Source organism: Kitasatospora sp. NPDC088264, assembly GCF_040685715.1.
Taxonomy (GTDB): Bacteria; Actinomycetota; Actinomycetes; order Streptomycetales; family Streptomycetaceae; genus Kitasatospora.
In genome coordinates this window covers 67542-90418 of sequence record NZ_JBFBIR010000027.1, presented here as the reverse complement: position 1 = coordinate 90418, position 22877 = coordinate 67542, and the positions used below count along the sequence as shown (strand labels likewise).

The following is a 22877-nucleotide window of genomic DNA, read 5'->3' as shown; positions in this document are numbered from 1 at the left end:
CGGATCCGCCCCGGCGGGGTTGCGAGGAGTCGCGCGGCGGCTCGGCGAGTCGCCCTGCCCACCCGGTTGGTCACTGATAGTAGTGGCCTGGTTGCGGAGCGGTCTCCCGCGCCGGTTCGGCGGGACGGTTCGACAGGACGTCCCGACAGCACACCTCGACAGGACATGAGGAGCGGTCATGGGTGGCAGACAGCGTCCGCCGGGAGCGCGGACCCCTCGGCAGGGCAGGCCCGTCGCGGGCGGCCGGGTGAACGCCCGGGCGGAGATCGCCCGGCTGGAGGGTTATCTCGCCTGGGAGGCCGAGGTCGCGGCGGCCGAGCGGGACGCCCGGGCCTTCGCCGGGCAGTTCCCGTGGCTGCCCGCCGCGGAGCGGGAGAGCCTGGAGCAGGCCTACGCCGCCGACCGGCTGCGCTACGCCGAGGAGGTCGTCGACCGCGCCGTCGAGCGCTGCCGCCGGCTGGCCGCCCGCTACCGCAGCGAGTGCCGCCGGATCTGCGCCCGCTGGGCCGCGCTCTGCCTCTCCGTCACCCTGGCGGCGGCGCTGTTCGCCGTCGTCCCGGCGGCCCTGCGGGCCTGAGCCGGGCCGATCCGCCGGCACGCCCGAGGGCCCGCCGCGCCGATGACGGCGCAGCGGGCCCTCGGGCGTGCGCGGGGATCAGTGGTGGCCGTGGCCGCTGCTGATCTCCTGGTGCTCCTCGGCGGTGGGCTTGGCGATCTGGCTGCCCTCGCCGTAGAAGCCGCGGGACAGCTTGGCCCTCGTCCGGGCGAACAGCCCGGCCTTGCGGACCACCCCGTTCTCGTCCACCTCCGGCGGCAGATCCTCCGGCTGCGGCTGCTCGTGCGCGGTGAGGGTGTACATCCGGCCCGGCGGGAGCGGGGCGTGCACCTCGACGAACTCGCCGTGCTGGAGCCGGTTGATCACGCCGGTCTCCCGGCCGTGCAGCACCTTCTCCTTGTCGCGCCGCTGCAGGCCCAGGCACCACCGCTTGGTGACCACGAAGACGACCACCGGCACGACGAAGAAGCCGGTGCGCACCGCGTAGGTGATCGCGTTGATCGACAGGTGGAAGTGGGTGGCGAGCAGGTCGTTGCCGCCGCCGGCCAGCAGGATCAGGTAGAGGCCGATCCAGGCCGCGCCGAAGGCCGTGCGCACCGGTGCGTTGCGCGGCCGGTCGGCGAGGTGGTGCTCGCCGCGGTCCCCGGTGACCCAGGCCTCCAGGAACGGGTAGCACCAGATGATCAGCAGCACGGTCGGGAAGACCATCAGCGGGACGAACACCCCGAGGTTCAGGGTGTGGCCGCCCCAGACGCTGATCTCCCAGCCGGGCATCACGCGCACCAGACCCTCGGAGAAGCCCATGTACCAGTCCGGCTGGGCGTCGGTGGACACCTGGTCGGGCCGGTAGGGGCCGTACGCCCAGATCGGGTTGACGGTGGCGATCGCCGACATGAACGCGACCACGCCGAAGACCAGGAAGAAGAAGCCGCCGGCCTTGGCCATGTAGACCGGCATCAGCGGCATGCCGACCACGTTGTCGTTGGTCCGGCCGGGCCCGGCGAATTGGGTGTGCTTGTGGTAGAAGACCAGGATCAGGTGCGCCGCGAGCAGGCCGACCATGACCCCCGGGATCAGCAGGACGTGCACGGTGAACAGCCGCGGCACGATGTCCTGGCCGGGGAACTCGCCGCCGAACATGAAGAACTGCAGGTACGAGCCGACGATCGGCACGGCCAGGACGGCACCCTCCATGAACCGGATGCCGGTGCCGGAGAGCAGGTCGTCCGGCAGCGAGTAGCCCATGAAGCCGTCGAACATGCCGAGGAACAGCAGCAGCGCGCCGAAGACCCAGTTGATCTCGCGGGGCTTGCGGAACGCGCCGGTGAAGAAGACGCGCATCATGTGCGTCAGCATCGAGGCGACGAACACGATCGCCGCCCAGTGGTGGACCTGGCGCATCAGCAGGCCGCCGCGGACCTCGAAGCTGATGTCGATGGTCGAGGCGTAGGCCTCCGACATCTGGATGCCCTTGAGCGGGACGTACGAGCCGTCGTAGATGACCTCGCCCATGCTCGGCTTGAAGAAGAGGGTCAGCCAGACGCCGGTGATGATGATGATGACGAAGGTGTAGAGCGCGATCTCGCCCAGCATGAAGGACCAGTGGTCCGGGAAGATCTTGCGCAGATTGGCCTTGGCCAGGGAGTAGATGCCGACCCGGCCGTCGGTCCAGTCGGCCAGGGCCTCGGCCTTGTTCGCGGGGTTGGCGCGCGTGCTGGTCACCGGTCCCGGCTGCGACTGCTGGTCGGTTCTCACGACGGACTCCCCGGCGTCCTCGGCGTGCCGGGCTGGAGGCCCGCCGGCAAAGACGCCGGCCGGCGAAGTGTTGTGATCATGGGACCTCTCGATACGGGCCCGCCGGCTGAACCGGCACGCGGAGCGGGTGACCCACTGGCCCGTTGCTCAGGGTGATGGAGCGCTTACTCTGTCATGCTGTCGGCAGGGGGCCGACTGTGCACGTCCATCGGTCCGTACGGCCGCTCGTGTCGGGCCGGACGGGGGGTCCTGACGTCCGATCGGCCGCCGGACGGGTGGCGGTGCTGCGCCCGGGTGCCGCTGAACCGTTTCGGCGCGCGCCGCGTCCGGAGGTCGCGCGATTCCGGGCCTACGCTGCGCCAATGGTGGATCACCCTGAACTCTTCGAGGACGTCACCGCGGCCCTCGCCCGCGCCGGGATCGACGCCGGGCCGGGCCCGTCCCTGCTGCGGATCGGCCATCGGCCGCCGGGGGTGGCGGTCGGCTGGTCGCCGGGGGAGGGGCCGGACGGGCCGCCCTCCCGGGGGGCGCGCGAGGCGGTCAGCGGTGCGGTCGCCGTCGTGCTGCGCGAGTGCGGCTACCTGGTCGCCGAGACGGCCGGCGGCGAGCTGTTGGTGACGCCCGCCGCCGCACCGGTGGCGGTGCCGGCGGAGCCGGAGACGGTGCCGGAGCAGTGGTGGGGCTGAGCCGGGCCGGCTCGGCAGCCCTCATACCGAACCCTTACCTGAACGGGGGGTCCTGTTGACCGCGGCGGCTCTAAGGTTTGCCTAAGCTAAGTCGAAGCGCCCTGGACCCCCGTGTCCGGGGCGTTCGGCTGTGCCGCGCCGCCGCCACCCGCGGCGGGCCGCCGAGTTCAGGTACGACCCGGGGTGACCGGGGGAGGAGCCCGCTGCATGTGGGATGAGGCGTTTCCCAGCTTTCTGATCGGGCTGCGCGAGGGTCTGGAAGCCGGACTGATCGTGTCGATCCTGGTCGCCACGCTCGTCCGCTTCGGGCACAAGGCCCGGTTGCCGCAGGTGTGGACCGGCGTCGCGGCGGCGATCGCGCTCAGCCTCAGCTTCGGCGCGGTGCTCACCTTCACCGCCGCCAACCTCTCCGGCCACGCCCAGGAGGCGTTCGGCGGGGTGCTGAGCCTGATCGCGGTCGGCTTCGTCACCGCGATGGTGTTCTGGATGCGCCGCTCGGCGCGCACCCTCTCCGCCGAGCTGAAGGAGAAGGTCCAGGCCTCGCTGGCGATGGGCGCCGGCGCGCTGGTGCTCACCAGCTTCCTGGCCGTCGGCCGCGAAGGCCTGGAGACCTCGCTCTTCCTGTGGACCAACGTGCGCACCGCCGGGGAGTCCACCGGGCCGCTGCTCGGCGCGGCCGTCGGCCTGGTGCTCTCGGCCGGCCTCTGCTGGGGCCTGTACCGGCGGGCGCTGAAGATGAACCTCACCCGGTTCTTCACCATCACCGGCGTCGGCCTGATCGTGGTCGCGGCGGGCGTGCTCGGTTACGGCCTGCGCGACTTGCAGGAGTCCGGGCTGGTCGGCGGCGGCAGCTCGTACGCCTTCGACCTGAGCGGCCACCTGGACGCCTCCTCCTGGTACGCCACGTTGGTGCAGGGCACCCTCAACCTGACCGTCACCATGACGGTCCTCCAGGTCGTCGGCTACCTCGCCTACCTGTGCATCGTGATGACGCTGTTCGTCGAGGGCGTCCGCGGCGGCAAGACCGCTCCGGCCGCCGGGAAGGCGGCGCAGGGCGAGGCGACGCAGGGCGAGAAGGCCGGGGCGGCCGCGCCCGAGGCCGCCGGGCCGGCGCGGTCCGGACGGCCGCGCTGGGCCGTGCCGACCGCGCTGGTCGCGGTGCCGGTGGTGGTCGCCGGGGCCGTGATCGCGGTCAGCGACGGCAAGCAGGGCAGCTCCGCCACCGTGTCCGTCTCCGAGCAGGAGTGCGGCAAGGGCTTCAGCACCCCGCTGCCCGGCCAGCAGGTCTTCCAGATGCACAACACCGGGGACAAGGTCTCCGAGGTCTACCTGGTCAACCCGGCCAGCGGCGCCGTCTACGGCGAGATCGAGGGTCTGGCCCCCGGCACCACCCGCGCGCTGACCGCGACCATCGGCTCCGGCGACTACGCGTGGCGCTGTGTGCCCACCGGCGGCACGTCCGTCACCTCGGCCGCCGTGCACGTCACCGGCGGCGGCCAGGTCAAGGCCGTCAAGCCGGTCGCCGAGGACGACCTCAAGGGCCCGCTCGACGCCTACAAGGACTACGTCGACAAGGGCCTCGCGACCCTGCTGACGCAGACCCAGAAGCTCCAGGCCGACGTCCACGGCGGCGACCTCGCCACCGCCAAGGCCGACTGGCTCACCGCCCACCTCCAGTACGCCTCGCTCGGCGCCGCCTACGGCACCTTCGCCGACCTCGACGGCAAGATCGACGGCCGGCCCGACGGGCTCGCCGACAAGGCCCAGGACAAGGACTTCACCGGTTTCCTGCGCCTGGAGTACGGCCTGTGGCACGGCCAGTCCGCCGCCGACCTGACGCCCGTCGCCGACCAGCTGGCCGCCGACGTCGCCAAGCTCGGGCAGGACTTCCCCGGCCAGGACTTCGACCCCGGAGACCTCCCGCTGCGCGCCCACGAGATCCTGGAGAACACCCTCCAGTTCGAGCTCACCGGCGACACCGACCAGGGCAGCGGCACCAACCTGGCCACCACCCAGGCCAACCTGGCCGGCACCCGGGAACTGCTGACCGTCCTGCAGCCGCTGCTCGACGAGCGCGACCCGCAGTTGCTCCCCCGCGTCGACGCCGGGATGAAGCGGGTCGGCGACCTGGTCGCCTCCGCCCACAAGCCCGAGGGCTGGACCGCACTGGAGCAGCTCCCCGCCGACGCCCGCCGCCAGCTCAACGGCGCCACCGGCCAACTGCTCGAAGACCTCGCCCCCATCCCCGCCCTGCTCGAGATCCGGAAGGCCGCCTGATGACCGACCACACCGCTGCCACCGGAGGCTCCTGCCCGTTCCCGCACGCCGCCGCGCCCGCCCCGGCCGTCGCCGAGGGCGGCTGCCCGGCCGGCCCGGCCCGCCGCAGCTTCGTCCGGACCGCCCTCGGCGCCGGCGCCGGAGCGGCCGTCATGGCGGGCGGGGCGTTCACCCTGGCCGCCGGTCCGGCCTCCGCCGGGGACAGCCGCCAGGCGAAGAGCGGAGTCGTCCCGTTCCACGGCGACCACCAGGCCGGCGTCACCACCCCGGCCCCCGGCTACGCCGCCTTCGTGTCCTGCCAGGTGATAGCCCAGGACCGCAACGGCCTGGAGGACCTCCTCAAGACCCTGACCGAGCGGATCCGCTTCCTCACCGCCGGCGGCACCCCGCCCGACCTCGGCGTCGGCGCGCCGCCCGCCGACAGCGGCATCCTCGGCCCCACCGTGCCCACCGACAACCTGACCGTCACGGTCGGCGTCGGCGCCTCGCTGTTCGACGACCGGTACGGGCTGGCCAAGGCCAAGCCGACCAAGCTGGCCCCGATGAAGACCTTCCCCAACGACAATCTTCAGGCCGCCGAACTCCACGGCGACCTCTCGCTGCAGATCTGCGCCGACCGCCAGGACACCGTGCTGCACGCGCTGCGCGACATCACCCGGCACACGCGCGGCGCGATGCAGATCCTCTGGCGGATCGACGGCTTCCAGAGCGAGTCCCGCCCGGACGGCGCCCAGCGCAACCTGCTCGGCTTCAAGGACGGCATCGTCAACCCCGACACCACCTCCGCCCGCGAGATGGACCGGCTGATCTGGGTCACCGACGGGCTGGGCGAGCCCGCCTGGGCGACCGGCGGCAGCTACCAGGTGATCCGGATCATCCGGATGCTGATCGAGTTCTGGGACCGCGTCACCCTCGCCGAGCAGGAGAAGATGTTCGGCCGCCGCCGCGACACCGGCGCGCCGCTGGACGGCCGCCAGGAGACCGACGCGCCGGACTACGGCAAGGACCCGGAGGGCAAGGCGATCCCGCTCAAGGCGCACATCCGGCTCGCCAACCCGCGCACCGCCGACACCGACACCTCGCGCATCCTGCGCCGCGGCTTCAACTACGACCGGGGCGTCGACCAGGCCGGCAACCTGGACATGGGCCTGGTGTTCTGCTGCTACCAGCAGGACGTGGTGCGGCAGTTCGAGGCCACCCAGACCCGGCTCGTCGACGAGCCGCTGGTCGACTACATCTCGCCGACCGGCGGCGGGTACTTCTTCGTCCTGCCGGGCGTGAAGGACAACGCCGACTGGCTCGGGCGCGGGCTGCTCGCTGCGGTCTGACGGCGGTCTGACGGGCGGTCTCACGGCGGCCGACGTGACGCCGGGCCCCGGGCGCTGCCGCGTGCCCGGGGCCCGGCGGCGTTGCGCGTGCCCCGGAGCCGCCACGCGGACGGGAGGTCGAGGACACGCCCTACGGGCCGAGGGTGAAGCCGATCACCGCGCCGCCGCCGTCCCGGTTGGCGGCGAAGGCCTCGCCGCCGTGCGAGCCGGCCACCTCGTGCACGATGGCCAGGCCCAGCCCCGAACCGGGCAGGCTGCGCGCGGCGGTGGCCCGGTAGAAGCGGTCGAAGACCCGGGAGAGGTCGGCCTCGTCGATCCCCGGCCCGCCGTCGCGCACCTCGACCCGGCGGCCGCGCACCACCACCTCGATCGGGGCCTTCCCGGCCGGGTCGAACTTGGCGGCGTTGTCCAGCAGGTTGCCCACCGCCCGGGCCAGCGCGTCCGGGCGGGCCGTGACCACCGTGTCGTCGGCGTCCACGGTGATCTCCCGGCCGCTGCGCCGCCGGGCCTGTGCGGCGGCCTCGCGCACCAGCTCGGCCAGCACCAGCTCGGTCGGCTCCTCGTCGGCCTTCCGGTCCGCGGCGAGTGCCACCAGCTCCTCCACCAGAAGCGTCAACTCCCTTGCCTCCTCGGCCAGATCGGCCATCAGTGCGGCCTGTTCGGCGGGCGGCAGGCGGTCCAGGCTGGGCAGGACCGAGAGGTTGGTGCGCAGGCTGGTCAGCGGGGTGCGCAGCTCGTGCCCGGCGTCCTGGACGAGCCGGCGCTGGTTCTCCTTGGCCGTGGCGAGCCGGCCCAGCATCCGGTCGAAGGCCCGGCCGAGCCGGCCGACCTCGTCCGTTCCGGCGGCCGGCACCGGAACGTCCAACCGTCCGCTGGCGGCGACCAGTTCGGCCGCGTCGGTGAGCCGGACCAGCCGGCCGGTGATCCGCCGGGCGAGCAGCCAGCCGGCCCCGCCCGCGAGCACCGCGACCACCGCCACCGACACCCCGGTACGGATCCGCAGCGTCGCCAGCAGGTGCTCGGTGGGGCCCAGTTGCTGGGCGATCTGGACCGCGCCGCGGCCGCCGCCGAGCGAGACCACGGCCACCCGGTAGGTGTCGCCGTGCACGTGCCGAAGCCCGGACGAGGTCTGGCCGGGGTCGTCGGAGCGGGCGAGGGAGCGGTCCTCCGGGGTCGGCCGGAGGTCGATCCGGGCGGTGCCGGGCAGCACCTCCCCGTCGGGGCCGAGGGACTGCGAGGTGACCCGGATCGGGCGCAGCAGATCCTCGCTCAGGCCGCCCGTGCCGTTGAAGTCGCCGGGGAACAGCATCTCCCGGCCGACCTGCTGGTGCACCGCCTGGACGGCCGCGGTGAAGTCGGCGCCCTCGTCGTCCCGGATCAGCCGGGCGGCGGAGTGGTAGCCGAGCGCGCCGATCAGCACCGCGACCAGGGCGGCCATCGCGGCGAAGGCGAGCGAGACGGTGGTGCGCAGCCCCGGGCGCGGCCACAGCGGCCGCGGCCGCGACCGGCCCCGGCCGGTCACGACTCGCGCAGCGTGTAGCCGACGCCGCGGACGGTGTGGATCAGCGGTGTCAGGCCGGGCCGGTCCAGCTTGCGGCGCAGGTAGCCGATGAACACCGCGAGGTTCTTCGAGCCGGGGCCGAAGTCGTAGCCCCAGATCCGCTCGTACACCGTGGCCTGGTCGAGCACCGAGCCCGCGTGCCGGGTCAGCAGCTCCAGCAGGTCGAACTCGGTCCGGGATAGCTCCAGTTCCTGCCCGGCCCGCCAGGCCCGCCGGGCGTGCGGCTCGACCCGCAGGTCGGCCACCGCGAGGACGCCCCCGGCGGGTTCGGGCGCGTTGCGGCGCAGCAGGGCGCGCAGGCGGGCGAACAGCTCGTCCACGTCGAAGGGCTTGACCAGGTAGTCGTCGGCCCCGGCGTCGAGCCCGGCGATCCGGTCCGGGACCTCGACCCGGGCGGTGAGCATCAGGACCGGGATGCGGTCGCCGTCGGCGCGCAGGCGGCGGCAGACCTCCAGGCCGTCCGGGCCGGGCATCATCACGTCCAGCACCAGCAGGTCCGGGCGCTGCTCCGTGAGGGCGGCCAGGGTCTGCGCGCCGTCCGCGGCGGTGCTCACCCGGTAGCCCTCCAGCTGGAGGGCGCGGGTGAGGGAGTCGCGGATGGCCCGGTCGTCCTCGGCGATCAGCACGGTGTGGGTCATGGCCCCGATTCTCCCCGGCGCGCCCACGGCGGCGTCCGGCGGGTCCGGGCGGCGGCGCGTGACGGGTCTGGGGGAAGGGTCTGGGCGAGGGCGGTGTCCGGCGGGTCCGGGCCCGGCCGGTGGCCGTGCCGGCCGCGGCTTTCGCAGCGCCGGGGAGGGGCGTACGGTGGCCACACGGTGGCGTGTCCGCCGGGGGCGCCACCGGGTCCTTGTCGGCACACCCCGCCGGAGGCCGCGATGGCAGACCGGATGGCCTTCCTCACCACCCCGCGCGCCGAGCGCGAGCGGCGGGACGCACAGCAGCGACTGGGGGACTCCCGGGAGGTGTACCGGCCGCGGACGCCGCTGCCGGTGGTGGGCGGGCAGGCGGGCCGGTGCATGGACTGCGGGCTGCCGTTCTGCCACCACGCCTGCCCGCTGGGAAACCTGGTGCCGGAGTGGAACCGGCTGGTGGCGGACGCGGACTGGCGGGCCGCCGCCGCCCGGCTGCTGGCGACCAACAACTTCCCCGAGTTCACCGGAAGGCTCTGCCCGGCACCCTGCGAGAGCGCGTGCGTGCTGGCGATCGACGGCGCGGCGGTGGCGATCAAGAACGTCGAGCTGGCGATCACCGACCGGGCCTGGGAAGAGGGCTGGGACCTGCCGCAGCCGCCCGAGCGGGGCGCCGGGTGGCGGGTGGCCGTGGTCGGCTCGGGCCCGGCGGGCCTGGCCGCCGCGCAACAGCTGACCCGGGCCGGGTACGCCACCACGGTGTACGAGCGGGCCGACCGCCCCGGCGGGCTGCTGCGCTACGGGATCCCGCCGTTCCGGCTGGAGAAGCACCGGCTGGACCGGCGGCTCGACCAGATGCGGGCCGAGGGCACGGACTTCCGCACCGGGGTGTTCGTCGGCCGGGACCTCGCGGCCGGGGAACTGCGGGCCGGGTGCGACGCGCTGGTGGTGGCGGTCGGTGCGACCGCCTGCCGGGAGCTGGCGGTGCCGGGGTGCGCCCTGCCCGGCGTGCACCAGGCGATCGACTACCTGACCTGGGCGAACCGGGTCGACGAGGGCGACCGCGCGGCCCCGCCGGTGTCCGCCGAGGGTCGGCACGTGGTGATCGTCGGCGGCGGGGACACCGCGGCCGACTGCCTGGGGACGGCGCTGCGCCAGGGCGCGGCCTCCGTCACCCAGCTCGACATCAACCCGTGTCCGCCGGTGTGCCGGGCGCCGGAGCAGCCCTGGCCCGTCCACCCGAAGGTGTACCGGGAGACCACCTCGCACGAGGAGTCGGGGGCCGCGGCGGCCGGTCCCCGGGTGTTCGCGGCGACCACGGTCGGCTTCGAGGCCGGACCGGACGGCCGGCTGGCCGCCGTCCGCTTCGCCGAGGCCGAACCGGCCGACCGCAGCCCCCGGACCGGCACCGAGCGGAGCATCCCGGCGGAGCTGGTGCTGCTCGCGCTGGGCTTCAGCGGCCCGGAGCCGGACCAGGGGCTGATCGCCCAACTCGGCCTCACCACCGGCCCGGACGGCGCCCTGGCCCGGGACGACGACTTCGCCACCGGCGCGCCGGGCGTCTTCGTCGCCGGGGACGCCGGGCGCGGGCAGTCACTGATCGTGTGGGCGATCGCCGAGGGGCGGGCGGCGGCCGCGGCGGTGGACCGCCATCTGCGCGGCGGCACCGAACTCCCGGCGCCGATCCGGGCGTCGGCGCGGGCGCTCACGCTCTGAGGGGCGTGCGGGCGCTCACGCGCTGAGGGGCGCGCGGGCGTTCATTGCTCTGAGGGGCGTGCGGGCGGGCCCGGCGGCCCGGCCGCACCTCCGCGCAACCCATTGCGGTGTGGGGTATCTGCTGCCGGTGCGGTGAGCGGGGCCGGGCCCGGTCGATTTCGGGTCAGAGCAGCGGCAGCCGGCGGAGGAAGACGTCAGGGGCCTGGTTGGTGTCGCCCGGGACGAGCGTGCCGTCCTCGGAGGTGAACAGCACCGTGGTGCCGAGGGCGTCGACGAACGGCCGCTCCGAGGCGCCGGCGGTCTGCGAGCCGTCCGTCGCCACGCTGACCCGCTCGGTGCGGCCGGTCCGCAGGTCGCGCCGGAAGACGTCCCCGGCGTTGTTGGTGTCCCCTGGCACCAGGTTCGCCGCGTCGGAGTCGAAGTAGACCCAGCGGGCGTCGGCGGTGATCTGCGCGTGGTAAGAGTCGCCGGAGGTCTTCGTCCCCGGGAGCCCGGCGCTGACCAGGGTCTCGGTGTCCTCCTCCAGGTCGCGGACGTACACCTCGAAGTGGTGCCCTCGGGGGCCGTTGCCGTCCTGGAGCAGCGCCGAGTAGACGGCGTAGCAGCCGTCCCGGCTGAGCGCCGGGGAGGCCGCCCCGCGGTAGCCGCCCGCCCCGCCGGTGCTCACCAGGACGCTCTGCTCGTCGCGGAGGTCGCGGACGTAGAGCGGGTAGAAGCGGGGCTTGAGGATCGTCGGCTGGTCGTCGTGCCGGAAGGAGTCGCGGACGAACTCCTCGTCGGAGACGCCGTCGAGCTCGGCGGCGGCCTTCGCGGCGAGGGCGCCGGGCTTGTCCTGGCCGATGATGTTGGTGGCCTTCGAGATGAAGCCGACCGAGCCGCCGTCCCCGCTGATCACCGGCTCGGCGGAGGAGGCGTTCGCCTCGGTTCCGTCCGCGCCGACGCTGACCAGGCGGGTCCCGCCCGTCGAGCGGTCGGTGACGTAGATGTTGCCGCCCGTCCAGGTGACCGTGCCGGGGGCCAGGTCGGAGCGGTTGGACTGGTAGGCGACGTACCGGCCGTCCCAGCTGATCGACGGGTGGCTGGACTGCCGGCCGGCCTGCGGCTTGGCCGGGTCGTGTCCGGTGGACACCAGCTCGGTGGTCCCCGTCCAGCGGTCGTGGACGTAGACGTCCTCGAAGCCGAGGTTCCCGCCGGGGGCGAGGTTGGTGGCGTAGGAGCTGAACGCCACGTAGCGGCCGTCGCCGCTGATCGTGGCGTTGAAGGAGTCGTCGGCCGCCTGGGCGCCGTTCGCGCCGGTGCTGACCCGTTCGGTCCGGCCGGTCCACAGATCCCGGACGAAGACGTCCGACGTGCCGTTGGTGTCGCCGGGAACCAGATTGGCGGCCTTCGAGGTGAAGACGGCGAAGCGGCCGTCGGCGCTCAGACCGGCGGCGTCCGAGGCGCCGTCGGTCTGCCTCTGGCCGAGCCCGACGGATACCCGTTCGGTGCGGCCGCGCGGCGCGTCCGCCTGGGCGGGCGTCGCCACCGTGACGGCGGCCAGCGCGGCCGCCGCCAGCGCGCCGGCCGCGCGCAGCAGGTGTGGTGCGGAACGTGCGCGAGTCATCCGGTTCCTCCCCTGGGTGCGGCCGGCCGCGTCGAACTCCCCGGCGGCCGGCTCGTGGTGAGCCAACCGCCGGGTGCGGCGGGAGGTCAACGATGCCCGCCCGGGAGCGGCGGAATCGCGTCACCGGGAGGAGACGGAGAGGGTGATGGATCGGGTGCACACGGCTTTTGCTAGCATCCGGCGGCAGATGCGTCGGAGGGGGTTCGGGTGGACGGTGGCAAGCGGGTGGAGGAGTCGGTCGAGGTCCGCTACACGCCGACGACCGCGGACTTCCGGGCGGCCTTCGCGGCCCGGGCCCGGGGTACGGCGGCGGGTCGACGGTCCCGGCGGTCGAGGTACCTGACCGCCTCCTGCGCCGGGGCCGGTGCGGTGGTGCTCTCGGTCGCCGACCGGACGGTGGGCCCACCGGCGCTGGTGATGCTCGCGGCCGCGCTGCTGCTGGTGGTCGGACTGCCCTGGCTGCAACTGCGTCAGGTGCGGCGGATGGCGGCGGACAAGGGTGAGTTCCGGATCGTCCTCGGCGAGGCCGGGGTGACCGTCACCAACGCGGTGTCCAGCACCGAACTCGCCTGGCGGGAGCTTCCGCACTACCTGGAGACGCCCGGACTCTTCGTCCTGCTGGGCGGGGACGAGCAGACGCACGTGCTGACCCTGCTGCCCAAGCGCGGCACCGGCGACCCGGGCCGGCTCGGCGCGTTGATCGCCCGGCACGCCACGGTGCCCGCCCGGGGCTGAGGGGCGGCGCCCCGGTCCGCCGCTGTCGAGGTGGGCGGTCATGGCGTGGACTGCTGGTCGGGCCGGACGGGCTGGTGGTGTCGGTCGGGTTGGTCGCGGGTGTTCAGCTGGTCGCGCTGGTCGTAGCGCCAGAGCGCGGGCAGCGCGGCCGACAGGGCGGCGGTGCCGGCCAGGCAGAGCAGACCGCCGGTGCGCAGCGCGACGCGGATGCCCTGCCGGGCGGCGAGGCCGCCAGCCCGCAGGTCCCCGAGGGCGGGGCCGGCGGAGCCGATCAGCATCTCCAGGCCGGCGGCGCGGCCCCGCAGTTCGTCCGGAATGGACTGGTTCCAGATCGCGCTGCGGAAGGTGTCGCCGATCTGGTTGGCGCCGCCCGCGACGAGCAGGCAGAGCAGGACGGCCCACAGGCCGGGGGCGATCGAGGCCGCGGCCGTTGCCGCGCCGACGAAGGCGGCGCAGAGCAGCACCGGCCGGCCGTGCCGGTGGACCCGCTCGGTCCAGCCGCCGGTGGCGGCCGCGAGCAGGGCGCCCGCCGCAGCGGCCGAGTAGAGCAGGCCGAGCGCCCACACCGCGTCCAACTCCTGGGCGAGGAAGGGGAACAGCGCGGTCGGCAGGGCGCAGACGGTGGCCGCGAGATCCGCGAGGTAGGTGCCCAGCAGGTCGGGGCGGCGGGCCGCGTACCGGGCGCCGTCGACGAATTCCCGCAGCCGCGGTGCCTCGGCGTCCCGCTGCGAGGGGACGGGCCGGACCCGGGTGAGCAGGGCGATCGAAACCAGGAAGGTGCCGAGGTCGACCAGGTAGGCGGCCGGGACGCCGGCCGTGGCGATCAGCACCCCGGCGGCGGCCGGGCCGGCCAGTCCGGCGATGCTCCAGCGCAGCGAGAGCAGGTTGCCCGCCGCCACCAGTTGGTCGGGCGGCACCAGCCGGGGGATCATCGCCTCCGCCGAGGGCTGCTGAAGGCCCTGCAGTGCCGCTGCCAGTCCGGCGGCCGCGTACAGCGGCCAGAGCGCGGGGGTGCCGAGCAGCGCGTTGGCGAGCAGCAGGGCGCTCAGTGCGGCGAGTGCGAGTTCGGTGACCAGGGCGACGGTGCGGCGGTCGGCACGGTCGGCGAGGACGCCGCCGTAGAGGCCGAACACGATGGTCGGCAGGAGTTCGACGGCGCCGACCGCGCCCACGGCCAGCGGTGAACCGGTGAGGTCGGCGATCTGGAGCGGGATCGCCGTCATGGTGAGGACGGAGCCGAGCAGGGTGACGGTACCGGCCGTCCAGGTGAGGCGGAAGTCGCGGGAGGACCGCCAGGGCGCGGTGTTCGGCAGCAGTCGGGACCTGGGGCGGTCCGTTCCTGGGGTCATGGGGTTGTGGTCCCTTCGGGCCGTCGATCACGACGGCTCTCCTTATCACTGATAAATTCCAGCTCGGAACTTAGCGGCGATAAGGTGGAGTGGGCAAGCGGATAACGGAGAGGTGGCCGGCGGTGGCGCTGCAACGCGACGAGGTGGTGCGCACCGCGCTGCGCGTACTCGACGAGGAAGGCATCGACGGCCTGACCACCCGGCGGCTGGCCCGCGAACTCGGCGTCCAGTCACCCGCGCTGTACTGGCACTTCAAGAACAAGCGGGAACTGCTCGACCTGATGGCCGAGGCGATGCTCGCCGAGGCCCTCCCGGCCGACCGCAGCCCGGATCCGGAGCACTGGCCGGACTGGCTGGCCGCCGACGCCCGCGCCAAGCGCCACGCCCTGCTCGCCTACCGCGACGGCGCCCGGGTGCACGCCGGAACGCTGCCCACCGAAGACGAACTGCCCGCCGTCGAAGCCCAGTTGGACGCCCTCCGGCAGGCCGGCCTGCGGCCCCGCACCGCGCTGCGGCTGCTGCTCACCATCGACCGCTACATCATGGGCTGGGTCACCGAGGAGCAGGCCTGGCGACAGGACGCCGCCGACCGCGCCCGGCCGCCCTTCCCGGACGAGGTCCTGCGCGACCTCCCGTTGCTGCGGGAGGCGGCCGACGTGCTGCGCATGACCGACCACGACGCCGACTTCGAGTACGGGCTGCGCGTCCTGATCGAGGGCTTCCGGGCCGAGATCGCGCGCGAGGCGCTCGGGACGGATGGGCCCGCGTGACCGGCCGTGATCGGCCGGACAGCGCCTAACGGTGGGCGTGCAGCGCCTCGCGCAGCCGCCCGCCGGAGGCGGCGAGCTGCCGGGCGGCGGTCGGCGCGTCCACGTCCGCGAGCAGGACCAGGATCGCGTCCTTGGCCCGGCCTCCGGTGGCGGCGAGCGCGCGGCGGACCGCAGCCTCGTCGGCGCCGGTGGCCTCCGTGACGATCCGGTGGGCCCGTGCGCGGAGCTTGGCGTTGGTGGCCCGGACGTCGACCATCAGATTGCCGTACGTCCGGCCGAGCCGGACCATGACGGCCGTCGACAGCATGTTGAGCACCAGCTTCTGTGCCGTGCCCGCCTTCAGCCTGGTCGAGCCAGCCAGCACCTCCGGGCCGACCTCCACCTCGATCCCCAGCTCGGCCGCCGCCACCAGTGCCGAGCCCCGGTTGCACGCCAGTGCGACCGTCAGCGCCCCGGCCGCCCGTGCGGTCCGGACGGCCGCCACCGTGTACGGCGTGCGGCCGGAGGCGGAGACGCCCACCACGGTGTCGGCCGGGGTGAGCCGGAGCGCGGCCAGCTCGGCCGCCGCCAGCTCCGGGCGGTCCTCGGCGCCCTCGACGGCCCCGGTCACGGCGGTCCCGCCCCCCGCGATCAGGCCCACCACCAGGCCCGGATCGGTGCCGAAGGTCGGCGGGCACTCGGCGGCGTCCAGCACTCCGAGCCGCCCGGCGGACCCCGCCCCGGCGTAGACCAGCCGCCCACCGGCCGCCATCCGTGCCGCCGTGGCGTCCACCGCGGCGGCGATCCGGAACAGCTCCCCGGCCACCGCGGCGGGGACGGTGCGGTCCTCGGCGTTCATCAGGCGGAGCAGGTCGGTGGTCGGCAGCTGGTCGATCCCGGCCCAGTCGGGGCAGATCGTCTCGGTCGGCGGCAGGGCGTCCTGGTCCATGCGGCCAGCGTCCCCGGACACGGCGGTCGCCAATCGGCGCGGGGCCGCGCGTGGTGGTGGTCTCCGGGTCCTCGTCGTGGCGGCGCCATGGCGGACGCCGGGAAAGGCGCGGTGGGAGCGACCGGTGTGCCCGTGATGCCCTCCACGTGCGGAGTGAGTGCTCAGCCCGTCAACGGGCGTCGCCGTCGCCGAGGTGACGGGCGATGCGGGCGATGGCGGGTGCGTTGTCCTCGAACAGATGGGCCTGCATGCCCACCGCCCGGGCGGCTTCGACGTTGGGCGCGTGGTCGTCGACGAAGAGGCAGTCGACCGGGCTGACGCCCAGGGCGGCGCAGGTGATCTCGTAGGCACGCGGGTCGGGCTTGCCGGTCCCGATCTCGTGCGAGTAGACGATGTGCTCCACCAGCTCGTCGAACCGGTAGAGCGGGACCTCGCGTTCGCGGGCGCCGACGAAACTGTTGCTGAGGATGCCGAGCCGGGCCCGCCCGCGCAGTCCGCGCACGTGGGCGATGAGCTCCTCGTTCGGCGTGCCCAGGTACTCCTCCCAGAGGTCGGCCATGAAGGCCTCGACCTGGGCCGGGCCCAGGTGCAACCGGGCGGCCACCTGCTCGCGCACCTCCGGCTCGGTGATGCCGCCGATCGCGCCGGCCCGCCAGACGTTCCGCAGCCGCTCGTCGATCGCGTTCGGCGGCAGCTCCAACCGGCGCTCCCAGCGCTCCGGCCAGCCCGTCCTCGGCGTGTACTCCAGGACGCCGCCGATGTCGAGGATGAGGCAGGGTGCGTTCACGGGTGGTCCCCTCTCCGTTGCGGCCGCCGTGGCGCGGCCCGCACCTGCCACTCTCGGGGGTGCGGGCGGGGCCGGGTCAAGGGGGCGGTGAGTCCTCGGAGGTTCCGGCGAGCGCGTTCGGTGGCCGCGTCGGGCGGCAGGGCGTGCTGTGGGCCCGTCAGGCCATCCAGAAGAAGACGGCCGTCATCCGACGCTCCGGCAGCTCGGTGCCGTAGTAGGAGGTCGCGCTGTGCATGAGGTTGGCGTGGTAGAGGAGCAGTTGGTTGTAGCGGTTGGGGACGCGGACGTCCTCGGTGAAGTGGTCGGCGGGCACGTGGCGGGTGCCGAGCGCCTCGACCAGATTGTTGTGCGGCGCGTTGACGAGGTTCCCGCCGAGGCGTCCGCCGGGGAACTGCTGGCGGAAGAAGCTGGTGCCGGCGTCCTTCGGCGCGCCCGGGCTGAGGTAGAGCACGGCGGCGTAGCGGCAGAGCGTGCGGGAGTCGGTGTGCGGGCGGGACTCCGACTCCCCGGCGCCGACGACCTGGACGCAGTTGTGGTTGAGCGTGCCACCGCCCGGGGTGCTCTGCACCCAGAGCCGGGAGGCGCCGGTGGCCTTGCGGACCAGGGCCTCCACCCGGGCCAGCTCGTCGGGCTCCAGGCCGGGCATGGTGCGCAGGCCGGGCCAGGTCTCGGGGCGGTACGGGTAGCCTTCGGTCCAGTCGCCGCGGGCCAGACAGCGTTCGCGGACGGCGTCCGGGTCGGTGAGGACGTTGTCCAGGACCCAGTAGTCCCGGCCTCGGGTGGGCTTGCGGTAGGGCAGGACCGGCAGGGTGGTGGGCCTGATGGGCTGTGAGGGCATGGGCCGACGATAGGGGCGGCGGTCGTCAACCTTCTGCCGTGAGCAGGTCAACCTTTCGTCAAGGGCTGTCCATGGGCGGGCGCCTCGCGCCGCAGGTCAGGAGCCCGGCCGGACGGCGAAGGTGCCCAGGGCGCCCTCCAATCGGTCGAAGGCCCGGACGGCCGAGGGGCGCACCGCCGCCGCGATGGCGGCGGCCTCGTCGCCGGCCAGCAGCCGGCGGAACACTTCGGTGAACACCGTGCGGTCGACGGCGGCGAGGAGCCCGGCGGCCACCCGGCTCTCGAAGTCGACCGGTGGGCCGGCCGGTGTGCTGACCGGTGTGTCGGGTGATGTGTCGGGCGGAGTGCCGGTTGTCGTGGGGCGGGTGGCCCCGGACAGGGCCTCGGCCAGGGCGGCCTCGCTCTGCTCGTGCAGCTCGCGCAGCCGGGCGACCAGGGCGGGGCTGTCGGCGACTGTGCGGGCGAACGCCGGGCCGGAGAAGCCGAGCCGCGGGTCGTGCCGGTCGAGGCCGGCCAGGCAGTCGCGGCGCAGCGCGGCGAGGGCGGACTCGCCGGGCGCACGCTCGGCGACCGCCCGGGCGAGCCGGCCGACGATCTCCTCGTGCAGGTCGAGGAGGAGGTCCTCCTTGCGCGGGAAGTGGTTGGTGACGGTCATCTTGGCGACGCCGGCGGCCGTCGCGACCTCGGCGATGGTGGTGCGGTCGAAGCCCTGGTCGATGAAGAGCCTGGTCGCGGCGTGCGAGATCGCCTCGCGGGTGCGGCGCTTGTTGAGCTCGCGCAGGGTCGGGGTGGCCCCGGGCCCCGTCGTGGGCCCCGTCGTGCCCATCGTGGGTTCCGTCACGGTTTCCGTCGTGGGTTCCGTCATGGGGGCAGCGTAGCGCAGTTCGCTGGGTCGGACCCAGAAATTAGGCTTGACCTAATCGCTGGGTTCGGCCTAAGTTCCTTTCGGGCGGTCGGAGCGGCCTCCGGACGGACGACCAGGGGAGGGCGCATGACCACATCAGCCACGTACGGAGGCGCCATGTTCACCCAGCACACCGGGCGGCTCCGCCTGCTCAGCGTCCACGCCCACCCCGACGACGAGTCCAGCAAGGGCGCTGCCACCCTCGCGCGGTACGCGGCCGAGGGAGTGGACGTCCTGGTCGCCACCTGTACCGGCGGCGAGCGCGGCTCGGTGCTCAACCCGGCCATGGACCGCCCCGAGGTCCGGGCGGACCTCGCCCGGATCCGGAGCGAGGAGATGACGGTCGCCCGGGGCGTCCTCGGCGTGCGCCAGCAGTTCCTCGGCTTCGTGGACTCGGGCATGCCGGGCCCGGGCGAACCGCTGCCGGCGGGCTGCTTCGCCGACCAGCCCGTGGCGGCCGCCGCGGCGCCGCTGGTCGCCCTGATCCGGGAGTTCCGTCCGCACGTGGTGGTCACCTACGACGAGACCGGGGGGTATCCGCACCCCGACCACGTGATGACCCACCAGGTCACGGTCGAGGCCTTCGAGGCCGCCGCCGACCCGGGCCGCCACCCCGAGGCGGGGGAGCCCTGGCAGGCGGCGAAGCTCTACTACCACCTGGCGCTCTCCAGAGCCTGGTTCCAGACCCTGCACGACGCGATGACGGAGCGGGGTGTTCCCTCGGGCATGGGCGCACTGCTCGCGGACTGGCCGGACACCCCGCCCGCCCTCGCCACCACCACCCGGATCGCGTGCGCCGAGCAGTTCGCCGTACGGGACGCGGCACTGCTGGCGCACGCCACCCAGATCGAGCCCGGGGTCGCGTTCATGGCCCACCCGCGGGACATCGAGCGCGAGGTCTGGCCGACGGAGGACTACCACCTCGCCCGGAGCCTGGTGCCGGGCGAGGGCGAGAGCGAGAGCGAGGACGAGGGGCCCGAGACCGACCTGTTCGCCGGGCTGCGCTCAGGAGGGGCGGGGCTGCGCCAAGGAGAGGGGGACGGATGAGCCGGAGGTCGGGTTTCGCCCGCTCAGTACTGGCCGTCGGCGAGCACGAAGTAGCCCGGGCCGGTCTGCTTCAGGGTGTGCGTCACGAAGGTGTTCCAGAGGCCCATGCTCTGGCCCGAGCCGAGTGCGTAGGTCAAGCCGCCGCTCTGGGTGGCCCGCCCGGCCCGGACCTGGTTGTAGTTGCTGTCGGTGAAGCACTGCTCGGCGCCGCCGCCGGTGGTCGCCGTCACCGCCGCCGATCGGGTGCCCACGGCCCCCGACGGGTCGACCGCCGCCACGGTGTAGCCGTACGACGTGCCGGGGGCGAGCCCGGTGTCGGTGAAGGACGGGCCGGTGGCACTGCCCGCCATCGTGCCGTCCCGGTAGACCTGGTAGGAGGCGGCCCCGCTGACGGCCTGCCAGGCGAGGGCGATCGAGCCCTGGCCCGCCGGGGTCGCGGTCAGCCCGGTCGGGGCGGGCAGGCCTGGGTTGGTGGGCCCCGTGCCGCCGTCGAGGCCCCAGAACTGCGCGGTGTAGTAGCTGGAGCAGATCGTGTTGAGGAAGTAGCTGCCGGTGGCCCCGCACCGGTCGGCTGCGGAGCCGGGGTTGACGGCCAGCCCGTGGCCCATCCCGGCGATGGTGAACAGCGCCACGGCGGGCCGCCCGCCCGCGTCGGCGTAGACCTCCTCGGTGGTGCCGCCCGGCAGGCTCCGGGTGCCGGTCGGGCTCTGGCCGACACCCTGGACGTTGGTCCACTGGTCGCGCAGTTCCGTCGCGTTCACCGGCCTGACCACGGTGTCCGCGCCGCCCTGCCAGATCGCCACCCGGGGCCAAGGACCGGCGTAGCCCGGGTACGCGGCCCGGACCTTGTCGCCCCACTGGGCCGGGGTGAGCCCCTGGTCGGAGTTCTGGCAGCCGGAGGCGGCGCCCTGGGTGGTCGCGCACTGGGCCGGGAGGCCGGAGTCGATCGCCCCGCCGGCGAACACGTCCGGGTAGTCGGCCAGCAGGTCGGAGGCCATCCCGCCGCCGGCCGACAGCCCGGTGACGAACACCCGCCGGTCGTCCGAGCCGTACAGGGCCTTGGCCTTGGTGACCATCTCGATCACCGACTCGGCCTCGCCGGCGCCCCGGGCGTCCTTGGTCGCGTCGAACCAGCTGAAGCAGGAGAGGCTGTTGTTGGCACTGCTGGTCTGCGGGAAGACGACCGCGAAGCCGTACCGGTCGGCGAAGGTCGTCCAACCGGAGTTGCGGTAGTAGTCGTTGGCGGTCTGCAGACAGCCGTGCAGCGCGACCACCAGCGGCGCGCCACTCGGCAGTCCGGTGGGGGTGTAGGAGTACATCGCCAGGTTTCCCGGATTGGCGCCGAATCCGGTGACCTGCTGGAAGGTCCCGCTCACGGTGTCGGCCGCAGCCGGGGCGGGTGCGGTGGTGCCGATCGCGAGTGCGGCGGCCGTCAGCAACGCGGCGGCGGCAGGACGGAGAGGCATGGGGGCTCCTGGGTGGGGGAGGAGTGGGGGCGGATGCCGTGCAGCGTGGCGCGCCCCGCGCCCCGGTGCCATGTGACGGCCACCCGAGGTCCACCGCGCCGCCATGGCGTGGACCGCCATGGTCCGATGCCAGGGGGACGCGCGCCGGCCGTACCCCGGAAGGCACTTGAGGGGCGTGCGCGAACAGGGCAGGTTGATCCCATGACGACGAACGAGGCAGACCCCGGCGGCGCGACGTCCCCGGAGGGCCAGGAGCTCCTTGAAGGCCAGCAGTTCCTGGAGGGCCAGGCGCCCCGGACCCGGACGCACACCTGGACGGCGGGCCCGCCGATCTCCGCCTTCCCACACCTGAGCGGAGAGGAGATTCTGCACGAGATCCTCGCGGGCCGGATTCAGGAGCCCGCGATCTGCAGCACCCTGGGGTTCCACCTGACCGAGGTGAAGCCGGGTACGGCAGTGTTCGAGGGCGAACTCGGCGACCACCTCTACAACCCGATGAACACCGTGCACGGCGGTTACCTCGCCACCCTGCTCGACTCGGCGCTCGGTTGCGCCGTGTTGAGCCGGCTGCCCGCCGGGATCGGTTACACCACCACGCAGTTGAACGTCCACATGCTGCGCCCGCTGTTCGCCGACTCGGGGCTGCTGCGCTGCGAGGGGCTGGTGCTGCATCTGGGCCGGACGATGGCGACGGCCGAGGCCAGGGTGGTCGGGGTGGAGAACGGCAAGCTCTACGCGCACGCCACCACCACCTGCGCGATCCTGGCGCCCCGCCCGGTGGCCTGACTTGATGGCCTGACCGGTGGATTGATCGGAGGCCTGGTCGGAGGTCTGGGCTGAGGTTCGGCTGAAGGTGCGGCCGGGCCCCGGTCGTTGCGGCGGCCGGGGCCCGGGGTCGGCTGCGGTTCAGAGGGCCGCGAGCAGCCCGCAGAGCGCGAGGAGGCCGCAGATCCCGAAGTTGACCAGCTTGTGGGAGAGGAACACGGCGGCGAACTCGCGGATCGTCGCGCTCGGCCAGTAGTACGCGGCGGTCGGCGAGCCGAACACCTGCCCGTTGACGCCGGTCTTGCGGGCGGTGAGCGCCGCCCGGAAGGCGTGGAAGTTGTTGGTGACCACGACACAGCGGTAGTCGGGCTTGGCCTGTTCCATGATGGCCTTGCTGAAGAGCAGGTTCTCCTCGGTGGTGCGGGAGCGGTCCTCGCGCTCGATGTGTTCGGCCGGGAAGCCGCGCCCGGTCAGGTAGTCGGCCATCGCGTGGGACTCCGGCAGCTTCTCGTCCGGGCCCTGGCCACCGGAGGTGATCAGCACCGGCGGGTTGCCGCGCGCGGCCTGCTTGTCGTACACCTCCCGGCCCCGGTCGAGCCGGCTGGCCAGCAGCGGCGGGACGCGCTCGCCGCCGATCAGGCCGGAGCCGAGGACGACCACGAAGTCCACGTTCCGGCGCGGCCGGTGGCGGCCGTAGAGGAACGCGTAGCCGACGAAGCAGACGAACAGGAAGGAGATGTAGCCGACCACCAGGACGGCGGTGCCCGCCAGGACGCCCAGCTGGTGCGAGCGGGTGGCCAGGGCCGCGAGCAGCAGCGCGATGACGGCGAGGATGCCCAGCCCGGCGAGGAGGGACAGCAGGTTGGCGGGCCGTCTGCCCTCCTTGCGGATCATGGTCAGGCCGTTGGCGATCAGGAACCAGACCAGGGCCGCCGTGCCGAGGGCCGGCAGCAGGATGATCGCCACCGCTGCCAGTCCCATCACCAGCGTGGGCGCCTTGCGCAGCTCGGCGAGCAGGGCGAGGGCGAGCAGGGAGACGGCGATGCCGAGCAGGACGGCATTGCTGAACTGGCGGCGGTCGCGTAGTACCCCGACTCCGAACAACAGGAAGAACAGGGCGGCTGGGACATAGGCGATCATGCTTCGTATCGTAGGCGGAGGCCGTTAGCGCGAACCGG

Annotated in this window: 20 protein-coding genes; 9 read left to right on the top strand and 11 right to left on the bottom strand. The window is 73.8% G+C overall.

Features of this window, described 5'->3' with window-relative positions; genetic code table 11:
• Positions 1 to 178 precede the first annotated feature (178 nt).
• Positions 179 to 577 (top strand): cytochrome C oxidase subunit I, encoded by a 399-nt coding sequence (locus AB0O82_RS21680; RefSeq protein ID WP_350881931.1) that lies wholly within the window; start codon positions 179 to 181, stop codon positions 575 to 577.
• 78 nt (positions 578 to 655) lie between these two features.
• On the opposite strand, the gene AB0O82_RS21675 is transcribed toward AB0O82_RS21680, so the two are convergent.
• A complete protein-coding gene (locus AB0O82_RS21675; protein ID WP_363585620.1) occupies positions 656 to 2278 on the bottom strand; it encodes a ubiquinol-cytochrome c reductase cytochrome b subunit in 1623 nt (540 codons plus the stop codon).
• A 395-nt stretch (positions 2279 to 2673) separates the two neighbouring features.
• On the opposite strand from AB0O82_RS21675, the gene AB0O82_RS21670 reads away from it, so the two are divergent.
• From AB0O82_RS21670 to efeB, 3 genes are all read left to right on the top strand, one after another.
• Positions 2674 to 2997: a hypothetical protein gene (locus AB0O82_RS21670; protein WP_363585606.1), complete on the top strand. Its 324-nt coding sequence runs from the start codon at positions 2674 to 2676 to the stop codon at positions 2995 to 2997.
• Between the two features lie 207 nt (positions 2998 to 3204).
• Positions 3205 to 5274: an iron uptake transporter permease EfeU gene (efeU, locus tag AB0O82_RS21665; RefSeq protein WP_363585605.1), complete on the top strand. Its 2070-nt coding sequence runs from the start codon at positions 3205 to 3207 to the stop codon at positions 5272 to 5274.
• Entirely contained in the window at positions 5274 to 6602 is a 1329-nt protein-coding gene (gene efeB / locus AB0O82_RS21660) for an iron uptake transporter deferrochelatase/peroxidase subunit (RefSeq protein ID WP_363585604.1), read from the top strand. Before efeU ends, efeB begins: the two co-directional genes overlap by 1 nt.
• Positions 6603 to 6732: 130 nt before the next feature.
• Here efeB and AB0O82_RS21655 read toward each other — a convergent pair whose 3' ends face one another.
• Together AB0O82_RS21655 and AB0O82_RS21650 are read right to left on the bottom strand one after the other, a co-directional pair.
• Positions 6733 to 8124: a HAMP domain-containing sensor histidine kinase gene (locus tag AB0O82_RS21655; RefSeq protein WP_363585603.1), complete on the bottom strand. Its 1392-nt coding sequence runs from the start codon at positions 8122 to 8124 to the stop codon at positions 6733 to 6735.
• Positions 8121 to 8801 (bottom strand): response regulator transcription factor, encoded by a 681-nt coding sequence (locus AB0O82_RS21650; RefSeq protein WP_363585602.1) that lies wholly within the window; start codon positions 8799 to 8801, stop codon positions 8121 to 8123. The genes AB0O82_RS21655 and AB0O82_RS21650 overlap by 4 nt, the downstream gene beginning before the upstream one ends.
• Positions 8802 to 9038: 237 nt before the next feature.
• On the opposite strand from AB0O82_RS21650, the gene AB0O82_RS21645 reads away from it, so the two are divergent.
• Positions 9039 to 10508 carry a glutamate synthase subunit beta gene (locus AB0O82_RS21645; protein ID WP_363585601.1) on the top strand — a complete coding sequence of 490 codons (1470 nt, stop codon included), beginning with the start codon at positions 9039 to 9041 and terminating at the stop codon, positions 10506 to 10508.
• 163 nt (positions 10509 to 10671) lie between these two features.
• On the opposite strand, the gene AB0O82_RS21640 is transcribed toward AB0O82_RS21645, so the two are convergent.
• Positions 10672 to 12111, bottom strand: coding sequence for a hypothetical protein (locus AB0O82_RS21640; protein WP_363585600.1), 1440 nt, complete (start codon positions 12109 to 12111; stop codon positions 10672 to 10674).
• A gap of 207 nt (positions 12112 to 12318) precedes the next feature.
• On the opposite strand from AB0O82_RS21640, the gene AB0O82_RS21635 reads away from it, so the two are divergent.
• Positions 12319 to 12846, top strand: coding sequence for a YcxB family protein (locus tag AB0O82_RS21635; RefSeq protein WP_363585599.1), 528 nt, complete (start codon positions 12319 to 12321; stop codon positions 12844 to 12846).
• A 38-nt stretch (positions 12847 to 12884) separates the two neighbouring features.
• On the opposite strand, the gene AB0O82_RS21630 is transcribed toward AB0O82_RS21635, so the two are convergent.
• A complete protein-coding gene (locus AB0O82_RS21630; RefSeq protein WP_363585598.1) occupies positions 12885 to 14195 on the bottom strand; it encodes an MFS transporter in 1311 nt (436 codons plus the stop codon).
• A 122-nt stretch (positions 14196 to 14317) separates the two neighbouring features.
• Here AB0O82_RS21630 and AB0O82_RS21625 point away from each other — a divergent pair, with 122 nt between their 5' ends.
• Complete coding sequence (locus AB0O82_RS21625) at positions 14318 to 14965, top strand: TetR/AcrR family transcriptional regulator C-terminal domain-containing protein (protein ID WP_363585597.1); 648 nt, start codon at positions 14318 to 14320, stop codon at positions 14963 to 14965.
• A 25-nt stretch (positions 14966 to 14990) separates the two neighbouring features.
• On the opposite strand, the gene murQ is transcribed toward AB0O82_RS21625, so the two are convergent.
• From murQ to AB0O82_RS21605, 4 genes are all read right to left on the bottom strand, one after another.
• Positions 14991 to 15893, bottom strand: a complete 903-nt coding sequence (murQ, locus tag AB0O82_RS21620) for an N-acetylmuramic acid 6-phosphate etherase (protein WP_363585596.1) — start codon at positions 15891 to 15893, stop codon at positions 14991 to 14993.
• A 169-nt stretch (positions 15894 to 16062) separates the two neighbouring features.
• Entirely contained in the window at positions 16063 to 16680 is a 618-nt protein-coding gene (locus AB0O82_RS21615; RefSeq protein ID WP_363585595.1) for an HAD family phosphatase, read from the bottom strand.
• Between the two features lie 157 nt (positions 16681 to 16837).
• A complete protein-coding gene (locus tag AB0O82_RS21610; RefSeq protein ID WP_363585594.1) occupies positions 16838 to 17518 on the bottom strand; it encodes a DUF6445 family protein in 681 nt (226 codons plus the stop codon).
• A gap of 96 nt (positions 17519 to 17614) precedes the next feature.
• A complete protein-coding gene (locus tag AB0O82_RS21605; protein WP_363585593.1) occupies positions 17615 to 18382 on the bottom strand; it encodes a helix-turn-helix domain-containing protein in 768 nt (255 codons plus the stop codon).
• A gap of 126 nt (positions 18383 to 18508) precedes the next feature.
• Here AB0O82_RS21605 and mca point away from each other — a divergent pair, with 126 nt between their 5' ends.
• On the top strand, positions 18509 to 19468 hold the full coding sequence (gene mca, locus AB0O82_RS21600; RefSeq protein WP_363585592.1) for a mycothiol conjugate amidase Mca: 960 nt from the start codon (positions 18509 to 18511) through the stop codon (positions 19466 to 19468).
• Positions 19469 to 19491: 23 nt separating this feature from the next.
• Here the strand turns inward: mca and AB0O82_RS21595 are convergent, their stop codons facing one another.
• A complete protein-coding gene (locus AB0O82_RS21595) occupies positions 19492 to 20934 on the bottom strand; it encodes a PHB depolymerase family esterase (RefSeq protein WP_363585591.1) in 1443 nt (480 codons plus the stop codon).
• Between the two features lie 201 nt (positions 20935 to 21135).
• Here AB0O82_RS21595 and AB0O82_RS21590 point away from each other — a divergent pair, with 201 nt between their 5' ends.
• Positions 21136 to 21720 carry a PaaI family thioesterase gene (locus tag AB0O82_RS21590; RefSeq protein WP_363585590.1) on the top strand — a complete coding sequence of 195 codons (585 nt, stop codon included), beginning with the start codon at positions 21136 to 21138 and terminating at the stop codon, positions 21718 to 21720.
• A 120-nt stretch (positions 21721 to 21840) separates the two neighbouring features.
• On the opposite strand, the gene AB0O82_RS21585 is transcribed toward AB0O82_RS21590, so the two are convergent.
• On the bottom strand, positions 21841 to 22839 hold the full coding sequence (locus AB0O82_RS21585; RefSeq protein WP_363585589.1) for a YdcF family protein: 999 nt from the start codon (positions 22837 to 22839) through the stop codon (positions 21841 to 21843).
• Positions 22840 to 22877 lie beyond the last annotated feature (38 nt).